Here is a 15,024-nt window from a genome sequence, read left to right as displayed (position 1 = left end):
CAGTTCCATGCCTTTTTTATATTTGACATGGAACACACTTGCCTATTATCCTTATTGCAATTAAAATTTTAGGAGATTTTGATACAAAGGATAATAATATAAATGCATCTTAATTTTAACAAACTAAAACTGAATTGGTATATCAACTCTTTGATGTTTACCTATTCAAAGACAAAGATAAACATTGTTTTCATATTTAAAAGGAGTTGTTAAAAAGATTGTTTCTTGTAGAGAAACTTCTATTTAATGATTTAACAACATTTTTAAGTTCTTTTATTTCATTTTCTAATGAAATGTTTTTTAAAATTAATAACTTAATATAATTAACTGAAAGAAAGCCATCTTCATTTTCATTTACTAACTCAGGTAATGTTTCTTGAACATCTTGCGCTATTACACCAATATCTTCTTTACTATCATTCACCCAAGTAAACGATTTGAAATCTATATCATTAACTTTCTTAATTAAATTATCATCAATATCTTTAATATTTTCTTTCAATCTTTTATCTGAACTTTGATAAAAACCAAGACCTGTAATATTAGCAGCACAAGTTATAGCACCTGTAAAATTGGAAGTATTATTTACTGATAAATAACCTGTTGTTAATGTATATGATGGCATACTTAAATTACCTGTTAATGTCCCACCACTTAATGGTAAGTAGTTAGCTAATTGTGCTGTTGTAGCTGCACCAATATTTGTTGGAGTAATGTTAATAGTTTTATTTACTGAACCATTAAATGTATCAATAGTAGTACCATTACCTTGTACAGTTAAAGTACCTGTTGTAGTACCACCACCACTAACAGTAATATCACCTGTACCTAATAATGTAACACCATTAATAGTTTTAATATTTGTGCCTGAAACTAATGTAGGTTGAACAGCTATATTTCCTGAACCTAACAACGTTGTACTATTAATTGTTTTAATGTTAGTTCCACTTACTAACGTAGCTTGTTTACCACTTAATGCTGTATCAGTTTCTGTTTTGGTGTATGCACTAACATCACCTGCTGATAATGTAATATTACCTGATAAGGCTTTGCCATTAACTGTTGTAGAAGTATTAACCTTTGCTGCAAGTGCAGTATCAACTTGTGCTGAGGTATATGCACCAATTGCTGTTGGTGTAATATTTACTGTTTTAGCTGCTGAACCATTAAATGTAAATTGGTTAGTACCTTCTGTTGTACCACTGTTTAGTTTTACAATCATATTATTAGCAACAGATGAAGCAGAACCACCATTAACAGTTGTTGCGATAGAAATATCTCCACTACCATCAAATGTACCACTACCTGTAACATTACCTGTTAATGCTATTGTTCTTGCTGTTGCCAATTTAACTGCTGAATTAGCAGAACCACCAATAGAACTTGAACCTGCATAAGTTGTTGTGTTTGGTAACGCATTAACATCAGAAGCAGTAAAATTTATATTTCCACTTCCAAGTAATGAATTAGAATTAAATGTTTTAATATTAGTTCCACTTACCAATGTAGTTTGTTTAGCATTTAAAGCTGTTTGAGTAGCTGTTGAAATTGGTTTATCAAGGTCACTTGTGTTATCCACATTTTCTAAACCAATATCAGTAGCATCCAATACAATATTTCCTATTAAGAAAGATTTTCCATTAACAGTTGCTGTTGTATTAACTTTTGTTCCTAATAAAGTATTGGTTTCACCTTTTGTGTAATAATTGGTTAAATCGACCTGAAAAACCTCATTACCAATTAACTCCCACCCTGTGGTATTATGCCAAATATATTCATCATATCCATTCGTTGTTGTACCTGTTTTAGGAATAAAATAGAATTTGTTTTCTTGTCCTGATGGTGGAAGCGTAGGTAAAACAATAAATAACTCAGGGTCAGCAGATGTTATTGTAGTAGTACCATTTGGATTATCAGTTAAAGTGATATTACTACCTGCAACTAACTTATTTTGTTTATCAGCTTCTATACCTAAAACTTTACTTTTGTCATAAAAAATTGAAGGGCTTTTTATTTCACCATTACCAATAGCCAATAACTTTTTTCTATGCTATCAGTATCTATATAAGATATAGCAGCCATTTCACCTTTTTTTAAGGCTAATCCATTTAAAGTAGTTGTTGCATCTGCTTCACTATTTACAGTATTCGTACCATTTTTAATTTGTATTAAATTTGCCATTAACATAAGTATTATAATTATAAATACTTATTTCTTTCATAAAATGACAATATCTGACAAAAAAAATAAAGCAACTTCAAATAAATCAAAATTCCCAAATCATGTTAAAGAATGATTTGGGAATTTTATTATTGCATCTTCTTACTTTTTTAATTTAAAAATACGCCCATTCAACATTTGAAGTTTCATCAATAACCACACTTTGAGCGTTGCCATCTTGTTGTGTAATGGTTAATATGTTTGAGTTTTCATCAAACTCAACACTTTCAATTAATGCGTCTTCCCAATTACTATTTGCCATAAATGTATCTATTATTGATTATTAATACTGATTTATATAGTTTCCCATGTTGCTACCCCACCTGATATTACAAGTTTATATGAACCATCAGCACTTGGTATTGTTGGTAATCCAATAGATTCCCATTCTCCTGTTGCAGAATCTATACCTACAATGCCTTTGGATGGGTCATTGACAGCATCACTAAAATTTGTCAATACAGGGAACTTACCTAAGCTGTATATTTTTAGTCCACCACCACTTGTACCATACGATGAATACCAAACAAGCTGATTCCCAATTTTAGTTACACCACTACCATAACCACCACTTTCAAGTGGTGAAAGCTTAAAGGTTTTTAAATTCACAAAGTTTTTTGTTAGAAGTATATCAACGCCATTCCAAAGAACTATATAACCATTCCATTGACCCCAAGTAGTAAAATTATTTACTATTGAAAAGATAAGAGTTGGTAATTCATTTGTTAATGGAAGTTTCCACACACCCATATTATCAATAAATATGATATGGTCATTTTCTAATACACTCACATATTTGATAAAGCGTATATTATTCGCATTAGAATAGAGTAAATTTCCTTCACTAACGTTTATATCATCAGTTAGATAAATATCTTTTCCATTAGCTTTTGTATAAACATATTTATTTGCTAATGAATTATAATCAATATTAGTAATTGTTATGGCAGCAGGTAATGCTGAGAATGTACTACCATCATTAGTCCTTACAGCAGCACCTGTATTATTGGTTATATACACATAACCATCTGATGGGGCAAACTTAGTTCCAACATTGTTTAAACCTACTGTGGCTGCTGAAAAGGTAGTAACATTTAACCCCTGAACCCTGTAAACTGCATTGGTTGTTATCTGCCAATCGTCAGTCCCTGTCAAAGATACTGTCATACAAATACCACCATAAGTACTATAATTAGCCGAATTAATTGTAGTATTTAAGTTTTGGAATGTTAAACCATCAGAAGAATAAGCAGATGTTCCACTTCCTGCATTATTTACCCAATACACCCCACCTTGTGACGATGTACGAGGATATATTGCTGAGGATGGATTAAACTGTTTTATTAAGGATGGTTCTTGTGGTTTTACATAAATCAAATCAGATTTATTTAAAATTTTCTTATCAATGACACCCACTGATGCAATATTTGTATCTTTAAAATCAGTATCATAAGCAACAGGTAATTCATAAAAAGCATTGTTCTTGAATGCTATTATTTTATCAGTATTAGGTAAATCAGAGAAATCCAATTCCCTTTGTACATCCAATACATTTTTGTATAAAGTACCATAGTAATAACTCAATATTGTATTCCCTAATGCAATATTAGAATATGAAGAATTGGAAATATAAATATTGGTTGATTTTATATTTACATTCAAGTTGCTGTCAACATGAGCAAAACACAAATAGCCATTCTTATATCCATAAAAGAACTCACCATTTGGGATATAGCCCAATGCTTGGAAATTACCAAAACCTGATGCTACAGTAAAATTCAACCCATCTGTTGATACTGATGTCCCGCCACTTGTATTATTACTTACAAACATATATTCTGTATTTCCAACATTAGCTTTGAATGGTTTATAAGTGTAAAAAGAAACATTACTATTATCCTGAATTGTTTTTTCAATAGTACCTGTTGTCAAATCAATCCTGAATAAGCCACTTGAAGTACCTACATAGAAGTAATTACCAATTTTTTCTATAGTGGTATTACTTTCACTAATGGTTTCACTGTCATATACTGCTACCTGTTGTAAATTAGTTAATAATGTATCTGATGTGCTGATAACTAATTTATTACTTACTACGTTGGCATATACATACTGTGTACCATCCTTATATATTGATGTAGAATATTGAACATCTGATGTAGGTGTCTTAACCAAGTTGTTTAAGTCCTGCCCATACCAAATATAACCTTGTTGAAGCAATGTAATATTAGAACCATCAAAGTCCATAAAAATGATGTCATTAGCTTCATTTAAATTGGTTGGATATGTTTTTAATGTTCCATCAGGTGCTATACCATAAAACACAGCATTACCACTATAAACACCACCATATATAGGAAGTAATATATCATCTCCATATTTAATAGGTGTTGTATATATGCCATAAGGATATGAACTGGGTATTGATTGTATTAATGTACTTGTCTCAATGGAATCTCCAATTGCTTTGTGAGCAAAGGCTTGCGTACTTTCTACGAATTTAACATCTAAGGATGTTGTGTTGTTTGCCTGTACACCTACATTTGCTACCCACTCCCTTTTGTATAGTTTTGTGTCGATTAAAGAAATAATGTCTCCAACTTTAACCACAGACCAATCACTTAATATAGTTTGGTAATCCCCATAGTCATATAAATCCCAATCGTTTTTATCAAGTGTGGAAACATCACCCACCTCAGGAGTTGGGTGTAAATCACCATTTTTATAGAATAAAATCCAAATATTAGGAGAGGATGCACCACTACTGTCAGATGTCCATTTATGATTATCCAAGTATATAGCCCCCTCATCAGTTGTAATATAAAAGTTATCAGGTTGACGAAGTAAAGGTAAATCAGCTTTTAACCCTTTTAAAAAATTTAATGTTGCCATTGTTTATAATTCTTATTTATTCTTTTATTATTTTTAAAAATACAACCATTCCAATATGGAAGCCATATTTAACACTGCACTTTGTACATTACCACCTTTTTGAGTGATTGTTAATGTATTCGTGTTTTCATCAAACTCAATACTTTCAATTAAGGCGTCTTCCCAATCTCCACTATCCCCATCACAAGTAATCATGTAATCTATTTGCTTCTCAAATGTCACAAAATTATCTTTTGTTCTCATTTTAGGTTTACATGACTTATCTTGCAATTGTTCTAACAATGTTTTATATATTGTATTTTATTATAAATACTTACATTTTATATTTTATCACTATTTTTTATAAAAAAATTGACCTTACATAAAAAAGCGAGAAATATTCTACACCAAATATTTGTTTTAGTGTAATTAAATACTTATATTTGTAGCATTAAAAACATTAAAGTATTATTATCATGTTTGGATTGCATTTTAACTCATTAATTGAACTCGTCAGAACTTTCTCTGATGAACAAACTTGTATATTGTACTTAGAGGAAATGAGATGGAATGGAAACCCTATATCACCCTTTGACCCTGCGTCAAAGGTATATAAGTGTGCAGGTAATAAATATAAGTGTAAGAATACAGGTCTATACTTTAATGCTAAGACTAACACCTTATTTGATAATACTAAGATAGAATTACAAAAGTGGTTTATGGGTATATGGTTAGTATGTTCTCATAAGAAAGGTATTTCTTCTCATCAGCTTGCTAAAGATATTGATGTAACTCAAAAAACAGCTTGGTTTATGCTCCAAAGAATAAGGAATTGTTTTGATATTGAAAATAATTCTGAACTTGAAAATGAAGTTGAAGCAGACGAAACCTTTATTGGTGGTAAGAATAAAAACAGACATGCAAGCAAAAAAGTTGAAAACTCACAAGGTAGAAGTTTTAAAGATAAAACACCTGTTTTGGGGATGGTAGAAAGAAAAGGAAAACTTGTAGCAAAGGTTGTTAAATCGACTTCATCAGAACATCTAACACCTGAACTTGTAAAAGTAATAAAAGATACAGCAACACTATATACAGATGAATGGTATGGATATAACCAAATAGGGAAAATATACAATCGTTTGTATGTGAAGCATAATGATAATCAGTTTGTAGATGGTAAGATATACACCAATACAATAGAGGGATTTTGGAGTTTGTTAAAGAGGGGTATTGTAGGAATTTATCATTTTGTATCAAGGAAACATCTTCAATATTATATAGATGAGTTTGTATTTAGATACAATACTCGTACCTTTGAAAGTGAAAGCAGTAGGTTTAATCATTTCTTATGTAATGTAGGAAATAAGAGATTAAAGTATCATGTTTTAATTGCTGATTAATTAAAATGTTATGGACGAAAAAAACACAGAAATCCACTGTCCTTATTGTGAAGAAAAGACAGTATTAGAATCTATCAAAAGAGTTGTGACAGTTTCTGATAAATCTGAATGGATAGAGTTTGTTACAATTTCTTATGCTTGTTGTGAAAGAGTTATACACACAACAGAAATTGATTCAAGTTTTAATAATAAAGGAGATTCTTTTTAATTTCAATACCAAAATGTTTAGTATTTTCTTTTGAATATTTATTGTTATAATAACATTTACCCCTTTTAGTATTGGAATGTACAGAAATATCTAAATCGTTATCGTTTATTATTAATTCTGTTATTAATAGATTGAGTTTATCTTGGTATTCTTTAATTTCTTGAATAATTTTTTCAGTTTCCATAACCTTTATGTTTTATTATAAATATGTTCAATACTCTAAAAACTAATGAATAAGAGGATAAAAAATACAGTTCATATACAAATTGAACAAATGCATATATATTCATATATACTATATGATAATAGCAGATATATTGGAGAAGGTATAAGGATGTATTTTAAAGATAATCCTGATGTTACATTACACACCCTTATTGATGAAAACAACAATGAAACTAAGGCTTATTCTTTTAGAGATACAATAGAACATCTTAATTTAAAAACATTACAGATGTTTGCAAGATTTGGTTTAAATGGTTTAATTGATGAAGATTTGAAAAACTCACCAAAGAAAAGACCAATGGGTGATTTTGATAGATTGATACAAAAAGCTTTAAATTATAATCCAAAAGATAAAGAAAAATAGAAGGGATGTTTTCAGCATCCCTTTTTAGTTATCGAGTTTGGTGTAAACTTGTATATCATTACCTAAATTTTATGAATCGTATGCGAAAGGACTAAGTGCCTATGTCAGCGAAGATATAGCAAATAGCTACCTGACTAATCCGACGAATAATTTTTCTACAAAATTGACAAATGATGAGAAAATAGAAGCTATTGTATTGCAAAAGTACTTTCAAAGTTTCTTTCAGGGAGGATGGACTCCTTTCTATGAAAACTTACGGACTGGTTACCCTGAATTTCACCGCACAAAAGGTGTGGAAATTCCTTATCGCTGGATATATCCGCAATCGGAATATAACTACAATGCGGACAATGTATCAGCAGCTATAACAAGACAATTCGGAAACGGCAATGATAAAATAAATCAAAAAACCTGGTGGTTAAAATAAATATTCAGTCGATGAAAAGAATAGTATCAATATTGCTAATGCTTATATGCATTACGAGTACTTATGCTCAGGAGAAGTTATATTTCGATAAAAATGGTAAATTCAAGATTGTACAGTTCACTGATATACATTATAAATGCGGATCTGAAGAATCTGCAAAGTCTATCAGAATGATGAAAGAGGTGCTTGATAATGAGAAACCTGATCTTGTAGCATTTACAGGTGATATTGTTACAGATACTCCTGCAAAGAACGGTTGGGATGAGGTTCTGGCTCCCGTTATCAGCCAAAAAATCCCATATGCGATCGTATTGGGAAATCATGATGACGAGCATGACTGGACCCGCCGGCAAATAATGGATTATGTGATTAGTAAGCCATATTGCTATGCGCAGACAGGGCCTGTATACTTGACCGGTGTTGGAAACTATGTTCTTGAGATAAGGAATACCCAAGAGAAAACAGGTGCAATACTTTATTTTATGGATTCTAACGCATATAATAAAGTAGGGGAGCAAAAAGGATATAACTGGTTCGGCTTTGACCAGGTAGACTGGTATAGAACGAACAGTGCTTTTTTTACGAGAGAAAACAAAGGTAAACCATATCCGGCCCTGGCATTTTTCCATATTCCTTTACAGGAATACACACTATTGTCTGATACAACTAAGAACTATGTAAAAAATACTCCTGTATTTGGCAATAAAACTGAAAAAGAATGCCCCGGAATTATAAATACCGGAATGTTTGCTGCAATGGTTGAAGGTGGAGATGTAATGGGTACATTTACAGGACACGATCATGACAACGATTACATTGGATACCTGAATGGGATTTGCCTTGCATACGGTCGTTTTTCAGGAAGTAAGACAACTTATACCAGCTTGGGCTACGGGGCAAGAGTTATTGAACTTACAGACAATGAACGAATATTTAATACCTGGATACACTCTAGTGACAACAATATTCTATATAACGTGAAATATCCGGATTCATTTCTGGTAAAATAGAGGCTATCAATCGACTGGAATTCTATAGGAAGGCAATAAAAGTATTTTTTGTAGAGTATTTCAATTAGTCCTCCTGAATTTTAACCGTGAGATGCCGATATAATAATACAAGGGGAAGGATTTATTATTCTTCCCCTTGTTTATATTTTTTACAACTTATTTTCTTCCCGGTAGGTGTCGATTGCTTTCTTTGCCGAACCGTGTAGTAATAACAAGCGTTTGGATTGCTCATAGTCAAGACCTAGCTCTTCCTGTACCATACGTGTGCCCCTGTCTACCAGTTTGGCGTTCGATAGCTGCATATTTACCATACGGTTCCCTTTTACCCTGCCAAGTTTGATCATGGCAGAAGTCGTGATCATATTGAGTATCATTTTCTGACCTGTGCCTGATTTCATTCGCGAACTGCCTGTAACAAATTCAGGCCCTACGATCATCTCGATAGGAATATCAGCTTCCTGAGCAATAGGTGAGTCGGGATTACTGGAGATAGATGCTGTAAGGATACCATGTTTTCGGGATTCATGCAAAGCACCTATGACATAGGGAGTTGTACCGGATGCGGCAATGCCTATGACTGTGTCTTTATCGTTGATATTGAATGTCTGCAGGTCGTTCCAACCAGCGTCTAAATTGTCTTCGGCTTTTTCCACAGGGTTTCGCAAGGCGGTATCACCTCCGGCTATTAACCCTATGACAAGTGTATTAGGCATACCGAATGTTGGCGGTATTTCCGAAGCATCCAGTACCCCCAAACGCCCGCTTGTGCCTGCCCCGATATAGAAAATACGCCCGCCTTGTTGCATGCGCGGAATGATTTGTGATACAAGCTTTTCAATCTGAGGTATCGCTTTTTTTACGGCTATTGCTACTTTTTGGTCTTCTTTGTTTATATCAGTCAATAACTCCAAAACCGATTTGTTTTCGAGATTATCATATAATGAAGGTTGCTCCGAAATTTTTACAAAAGTCATTTTATTCAAGAAGTTATATGTTTACTATTTAGTGACAGTTATCAAGTTCGTATAATATCGGATAAGTCCGGCCATGGGAGATTGTTCTATAGATCCGATCGTAATATTGAGGCTCGAACCGGCTTTCCTCAATATTTCCTGATAATGATACGCAACCGAACCTGTAAAATGTGCCTCATTGTGCTGGTAATCGTATTGCATTACATTTTTTACAAAGAAATCTTTGAAAGCATTGTATACCAGATCATAGATGGTTTTGTCATCAATGTTCTCTATTAAAAACGGAGACAGGCTTGCTAAGAATCGGTTTGCCATCGGCTGCTTGTATACCCTGTCGAGTATAAGGGCAGGAGTGAGGTCGAATTCTTTCAGGAATTTTTCTTTGAGGCCTGCTGTTAGTTGATTTTTGAGACAGGCTCCCAGAAACAGGCGGCCTATCACGGCTCCGCTGCCTTCGTCTCCCAGTACATATCCTAAAGGAGATACGCTTTTTTCTATTTCTTCTCCGTTATAATAGCAGGAATTTGAGCCTGTACCAAGGATGCAGGCAATACCTTTGTTTGTACCGCATAAACCTTTGGCTGCAGCAAGTAAATCACTGTCGACCTCAATGTCTGTCGTATTTATATTGTCTGCGATTGCATCTCTGATAATCTGATTTTTATCAGGCGAGGCACAGCCGGCACCGAAAAAATGGACAGCTTTTACATTATGACCGTTTATTATGGGTTTTATAGTTGCACTAATTTCCTTGCTTATATCTTCCCTTGTACGGAAAAATGGATTTGCACCTTTTGTGAAAACCTGTTTTGTTTCTTTATTGTATTCTACAAAACGCCAATCAACCTTTGTAGAACCTCCGTCTGCTAATATTATCATATCTTTATATAAATTTTCTTTTTATACAAAATGTTACCGATCACCCAATTGAATCCGACAAACAGCAGGGCGTAAACAAGCGAGCCGAAATAATCGCCCAGATAAGGCTGTAAGCAGATTTTATATATGAAATTTTTAATACTTATCAACGATCCGTCGTACATAAACAGCGTACTGCCAAGTAAGATAGAAAATACGCCTGCCGCTACATAGATGAAGAGTGGGTTTACTCCGAACGATTCAAAAAATATACTCCATTTTTTATGTCCTTTAATATCAATAATCCAGATTAGTAGTGCTAACAATATGGCTGCGAGGCCGCATGTCGCAATGGCGAATGTGGGAGACCATATTTTTTTATTAATAGGACAACCGTAACTAAGTAAAAAACCGATGAATGTCATGATCGTTCCAATGATAAAGAGCCTGTTTATACGCTCGTAATTGTCTTTAGTACTCAATAATAGTTCACCACAGCAAAACCCTGTAAGTACATGGCAAATAGCGGGAATGGTACTGAGCAATCCTTCAGGATCGAGAATGACCCCATTGTCTACGTACATATGCTTTGCACCTATTAGAGCCTTATCGAGAAGGGCTATAATATTATTCTCACTAAATTCGAATCCATTACCGAATACCAGGAGAAGAAAATAACCGATCAACGTGACAATTATAATATATGGTATATATTTATGTTTTACTAATATGGCTATCAGGGCTGTGGCACCATATGTGATAGCCAACCGCTGCATTACGCCCAGTATGCGTATATTTTCAAAATTGGTGATGGATTTGAAAAAGATATCCAGAAAACCGGATTCTTCACCCGACAACTGATGATATGTACGAAACGACAGTGATAGCCAACCTAGCCCGAGTCCTATCAGGAAGATAACAATTGTGCGCTTGAGTATTTTCTACAATGTCGGTTTATTAAACTCAAAGTTAAACTTACGTAATGAAATAAATGTAGAAATTCCCATTATAAACATAAAGAAAGGGAAAACCAGATCGGTGGGGGTAAGCCCGTTCCAGGCAGCATGTCCTAGCGGAGTGTACACAAAATTCCATGATCCGGGATTGTTTACCATTATCATACCGGCTATCGTTATCCCTCTCAGTATATCAAGAGATAAAAGTCTGCTACTTGGTTTTTGATCTATCATATGACGCCTCGTGATTCTCTTTACTTATACAAATAGTATTTTTTTGATATTTTTTTGAATGGTTCGGTTTCTTTATACCAAAAATTCTTAATATCGTCAAATTTATTGTTTTTTGCAAAGGTAAGTCTTACATAGTCACTACCCGAAACCTGATCAAACATTCTGTATCGTTTATCGTTCGCATTTTCGAAAATGGCCTTATCCGGATATAGTTTTGCGATTTCCTGCATTACATAAAATTGTATTTCAGATAGCCGGGCTTTTTCATATTCCATTATATGAACCTGTACTCCTTCTAATTGTTTCCCTTGTCCTACCGAGTAAAACGGTTTCAGGTATATCGGTCTGAAATGTAAGCCCGGAAGTTGTAACCGGTTTAGGTTGTTTGCCAGTTCCTCAGCCTTTATCCATTCCGAAGCAAATATCTGGAATGGGATTGTATAGCCTACTCCGATAGACATATATCCAAGTTCTCCAAGGATACCGGATACCGGATAAAACACTGCTGATATGGGATGAGGAATATGGGGAGATGACGGAATCCATTGCAAGCCGGTTTGTTCGTATGTCATTTTACGTTTCCATCCTTTCATTCTCACCACCTGTAGATTACATTGCTTACTAAGCATATTCCGGCCATTAAGTAATAAGGCTAATTCGCCACAAGTCAGTCCGTATACATAAGGTATTTTGAATTGGCTTACAAAAGAAATAAAATTGTCCTCAACCAGGCCTCCTTCGACTTTTAATCCTCCTAACGGATTTGGCCTGTCGAGGACAATAAATTCGATATTATTCTCTGCTGCAGATTGCATAGCCAGCCCCATGGTGCTGATGTAAGTGAAAGAGCGGCAACCTATGTCCTGTATGTCGTATACCAATACGTCAATGCCTTTCAGCATATCCGGTGTAGGAAATCTGGTTTTCCCATGTAGAGAGTAGACAGGTAGTCCTGTCTTAGGGTCGGTTACATTGTCTACCGGATCTCCGGCGTGGGCATCACCACGAACGCCGTGTTCGGGAGCAAACAGAGCTACCAGTCTTACATTGGCTGCTTCGTGCAGAATATCGATGGTCGATTTCATTCTGTTATCTACTCCCGTAGGATTGGTTATAAGTCCTACACGCTTTCCTTCCAGTATTTTGAACTTCTGTTCTTTCAATACTTCAATTCCGGTCTTTATCTTTACCTTTTGAGCAATTGCCGTCAGGGATAAAAAACACATAACTGATAGTATTATTAATGGTCTTCTCATGTTCTGATAATTTTATTCTTTTGTTTCTTCTTTGGCTTTACCGTAATTGGGATCAATTTTTAATAAGGCAACCGCAATGATAGGGATTATGCTGCATATCATTACCCAGATAAAGAAGTGATTATAACCCAATTGTTCTTGTAGCCATCCTGCAAACATGCCCGGTATCATCATCCCCAGCGCCATAAAGCCAGTACAGATGGCATAGTGAGCGGTTTTTTGTTCCCCATCGGAGTAGTACATCAGATAGAGCATATAGGCTGTGAATCCGAATCCATAGCCGAATTGTTCTATAAACACACATATGTTTATAACTATCAGGCTGTCTGATTGCGTGAAACTCAGATACAAGAATGTGGCAATAGTAAGCAGCATGCTGAATGTCATAGGCCACAACCATTTGCGTAATCCTCCTTTTGCTGCAACAAATCCGCCGATAATACCTCCCAAAGTGAGGCCGATGATACCGATAGTACCATATACAAGTCCTACTTCCCCTGTGGTTAAGCCAAGTCCACCTGTATCGATAGAGTCGAGCAGGAACGGATTGATCAACTTTAAAAGCTGGGCTTCTGAAAAACGGAATGTCAGCATAAAGAATATTGCGGCGGCAGCTTGTGGTTTTTTAAAAAATGATTTGAATGTAGATAAGAATTCACTTGCTATTGAGCTTGCTGTCAGATGAGTATGAGGCTTATCCGATTCAGGTTTTGGTAAAAATACCCTGTGGTAGAAGCTGAAGAATATAAATAGCCCGGCCAGAACAAAGAATGTAATTGACCATGCAAATGGGATATTTCCTGACAATCCTTTGTATTCGGCTGTACTGGCTGTAGTGAGTTTGGGATCGATCTGAAAAACAAGATAAGCCTGCCTGTTCCAATTCTTTTCATTAAATGTAAGGCGGTCGCCATGAAGTAAGGATATACTGTTGTCACCCTTGTTCAAGGTTGTATTTAATACCATCTCCTTTCCTTTTTCAGGTTGCTGCGATAAGCTGACAATCGCAACAGCTACATTACCTGTATGTTCGGATTTAATGGTATAACGTTTCTCTCCGAAGTTATCTTTTATCCAGTTTCCGAACGGCTTTGAAATATGAGTCGTCCACATACTCTGTTCCTTGTTCGCCGCTTCTTCATCAGTGACTTTATCTTTAGTTGTAAAACCGTTTCGCTCATTTAGCGCGATCACCTCCTGCAGGAAAGAATCGAGGCTATCTTTATTAACCCCGTGCGTACCTATCCGGACTACATCTGTATCTACGATAAAACGGATATCCCCTTCTTGCGGTGTTATATTTCTGGCTTTTGGAATATATAAAGTAGATTGTGTATATTGGGGTGAAGCATCAATACTTATTTTTACAGGTTCGCAACCGGATGTGCTTTCCAGAAAACCGGCGAGGATTATAAGCACACCTTGCCCCATGATGGTGGCTACACGATAGAATGTACTGCGGATACCTACATATTTTGCTTGCTGATTGGTGTTGAGTCCCAGCATATAAAAACCGTCGGCGGCAATATCATGTGTGGCCGAACTAAAGGCCAATAGCCAGAAAAAAGCTAAAGTAGCCTGAAAAAAGAAGGGTAGGGGAATCGTGAATGCAATTCCGCCAAACCCGGCACCGATAAGTATCTGCATGGTTGTGATCCACCAGCGTTTTGTTTTCAGCAAGTCGACAAAGGGACTCCAAAACGGTTTGATGACCCAAGGCAAATATAACCAGCTGGTATAAAGGGCTATGTCGGTATTTGATATACCCATGCGTTTGTACATAATCACGGAAATAGTCATTACGGCAACGTAAGGTAGTCCTTCGGCCAGATAGAGCGAAGGAATCCATGCCCATGGTGATCTTTTATTCTCTTTCATCGTTTTGTTTTTAGTACAATTTTTCAAAAATAGCATCTACAAAGTAATGCAGTAATTATTATAATTTAGCACAAAACTTATTTCATTCTAGCTATATAATTTTCATTGAATTAGCTATAGCCATCATTTTTTCGTTGCTGATG

At 35.0% G+C, this 15,024-nt stretch carries 15 protein-coding genes and 2 pseudogenes; 5 read left to right on the top strand and 12 right to left on the bottom strand.

Going from position 1 to position 15,024, the window contains the following annotated elements; all coding sequences use genetic code 11:
• Nucleotides 1–196 precede the first annotated feature (196 nt).
• The 5 genes from ACFO6W_RS11915 to ACFO6W_RS11895 form a co-directional block, all read right to left on the bottom strand.
• A complete protein-coding gene (locus ACFO6W_RS11915; protein ID WP_379996679.1) occupies nt 197–2,035 on the bottom strand; it encodes a tail fiber domain-containing protein in 1,839 nt (612 codons plus the stop codon).
• Nucleotides 2,011–2,181 carry a hypothetical protein gene (locus ACFO6W_RS11910; RefSeq protein WP_379996677.1) on the bottom strand — a complete coding sequence of 57 codons (171 nt, stop codon included), beginning with the start codon at nt 2,179–2,181 and terminating at the stop codon, nt 2,011–2,013. Before ACFO6W_RS11910 ends, ACFO6W_RS11915 begins: the two co-directional genes overlap by 25 nt.
• 154 nt (nt 2,182–2,335) lie before the next feature.
• Nucleotides 2,336–2,482, bottom strand: a complete 147-nt coding sequence (locus ACFO6W_RS11905) for a hypothetical protein (protein ID WP_379996675.1) — start codon at nt 2,480–2,482, stop codon at nt 2,336–2,338.
• Nucleotides 2,483–2,514: 32 nt separating this feature from the next.
• On the bottom strand, nt 2,515–5,112 hold the full coding sequence (locus ACFO6W_RS11900; RefSeq protein ID WP_379996673.1) for a hypothetical protein: 2,598 nt from the start codon (nt 5,110–5,112) through the stop codon (nt 2,515–2,517).
• Between the two features lie 33 nt (nt 5,113–5,145).
• Nucleotides 5,146–5,355 carry a hypothetical protein gene (locus ACFO6W_RS11895; RefSeq protein ID WP_379996671.1) on the bottom strand — a complete coding sequence of 70 codons (210 nt, stop codon included), beginning with the start codon at nt 5,353–5,355 and terminating at the stop codon, nt 5,146–5,148.
• A 212-nt stretch (nt 5,356–5,567) separates the two neighbouring features.
• On the opposite strand from ACFO6W_RS11895, the gene ACFO6W_RS11890 reads away from it, so the two are divergent.
• Nucleotides 5,568–6,491 carry an IS1595 family transposase gene (locus tag ACFO6W_RS11890; protein WP_379996669.1) on the top strand — a complete coding sequence of 308 codons (924 nt, stop codon included), beginning with the start codon at nt 5,568–5,570 and terminating at the stop codon, nt 6,489–6,491.
• Between the two features lie 10 nt (nt 6,492–6,501).
• Nucleotides 6,502–6,699: a hypothetical protein gene (locus ACFO6W_RS11885; protein ID WP_379996667.1), complete on the top strand. Its 198-nt coding sequence runs from the start codon at nt 6,502–6,504 to the stop codon at nt 6,697–6,699.
• Here the strand turns inward: ACFO6W_RS11885 and ACFO6W_RS11880 are convergent.
• A complete protein-coding gene (locus tag ACFO6W_RS11880) occupies nt 6,674–6,883 on the bottom strand; it encodes a hypothetical protein (RefSeq protein ID WP_379996665.1) in 210 nt (69 codons plus the stop codon). The two genes, ACFO6W_RS11885 and ACFO6W_RS11880, sit on opposite strands and share 26 nt — an antisense overlap.
• 45 nt (nt 6,884–6,928) lie before the next feature.
• Between ACFO6W_RS11880 and ACFO6W_RS11875 the strand changes: the two genes are divergently transcribed.
• The 3 genes from ACFO6W_RS11875 (at nt 6,929) to ACFO6W_RS11865 (ending at nt 8,725) form a co-directional block, all read left to right on the top strand.
• A complete protein-coding gene (locus tag ACFO6W_RS11875; protein ID WP_379996663.1) occupies nt 6,929–7,288 on the top strand; it encodes an aldo-keto reductase family protein in 360 nt (119 codons plus the stop codon).
• A 163-nt stretch (nt 7,289–7,451) separates the two neighbouring features.
• Nucleotides 7,452–7,715, top strand: a complete 264-nt coding sequence (locus tag ACFO6W_RS11870; RefSeq protein WP_379996661.1) for a SusD/RagB family nutrient-binding outer membrane lipoprotein — start codon at nt 7,452–7,454, stop codon at nt 7,713–7,715.
• An 11-nt stretch (nt 7,716–7,726) separates the two neighbouring features.
• A complete protein-coding gene (locus ACFO6W_RS11865) occupies nt 7,727–8,725 on the top strand; it encodes a metallophosphoesterase family protein (protein WP_379996659.1) in 999 nt (332 codons plus the stop codon).
• Between the two features lie 149 nt (nt 8,726–8,874).
• On the opposite strand, the gene murQ is transcribed toward ACFO6W_RS11865, so the two are convergent.
• The 6 genes and pseudogenes from murQ to ACFO6W_RS26470 form a co-directional block, all read right to left on the bottom strand.
• The gene (gene murQ / locus ACFO6W_RS11860; RefSeq protein WP_379996657.1) at nt 8,875–9,699 is read right to left on the bottom strand and encodes an N-acetylmuramic acid 6-phosphate etherase; all 825 of its coding nucleotides are present in this window, start codon (nt 9,697–9,699) and stop codon (nt 8,875–8,877) included.
• Between the two features lie 24 nt (nt 9,700–9,723).
• Nucleotides 9,724–10,578, bottom strand: coding sequence for an ATPase (locus tag ACFO6W_RS11855; RefSeq protein WP_379996655.1), 855 nt, complete (start codon nt 10,576–10,578; stop codon nt 9,724–9,726).
• Nucleotides 10,575–11,747, bottom strand: a pseudogene (locus tag ACFO6W_RS11850) (acyltransferase family protein). The gene ACFO6W_RS11855 and the pseudogene ACFO6W_RS11850 overlap by 4 nt, the downstream one beginning before the upstream one ends.
• 20 nt (nt 11,748–11,767) lie before the next feature.
• Nucleotides 11,768–12,973: an exo-beta-N-acetylmuramidase NamZ family protein gene (locus ACFO6W_RS11845; RefSeq protein ID WP_379996713.1), complete on the bottom strand. Its 1,206-nt coding sequence runs from the start codon at nt 12,971–12,973 to the stop codon at nt 11,768–11,770.
• 42 nt (nt 12,974–13,015) lie between these two features.
• Nucleotides 13,016–14,281 (bottom strand): MFS transporter, encoded by a 1,266-nt coding sequence (locus ACFO6W_RS11840; protein WP_417323512.1) that lies wholly within the window; start codon nt 14,279–14,281, stop codon nt 13,016–13,018.
• Between the two features lie 99 nt (nt 14,282–14,380).
• Nucleotides 14,381–14,881 (bottom strand): annotated as a pseudogene (locus ACFO6W_RS26470) (MFS transporter); the annotation flags it as partial.
• Nucleotides 14,882–15,024: the final 143 nt, after the last annotated feature.

Origin of the sequence: Dysgonomonas termitidis (assembly GCF_042654545.1) — a bacterium.
GTDB classification, from domain to species: Bacteria; Bacteroidota; Bacteroidia; order Bacteroidales; family Dysgonomonadaceae; genus Dysgonomonas; species Dysgonomonas termitidis.
This window is presented reverse-complemented; position numbering and strand designations above follow the sequence as displayed.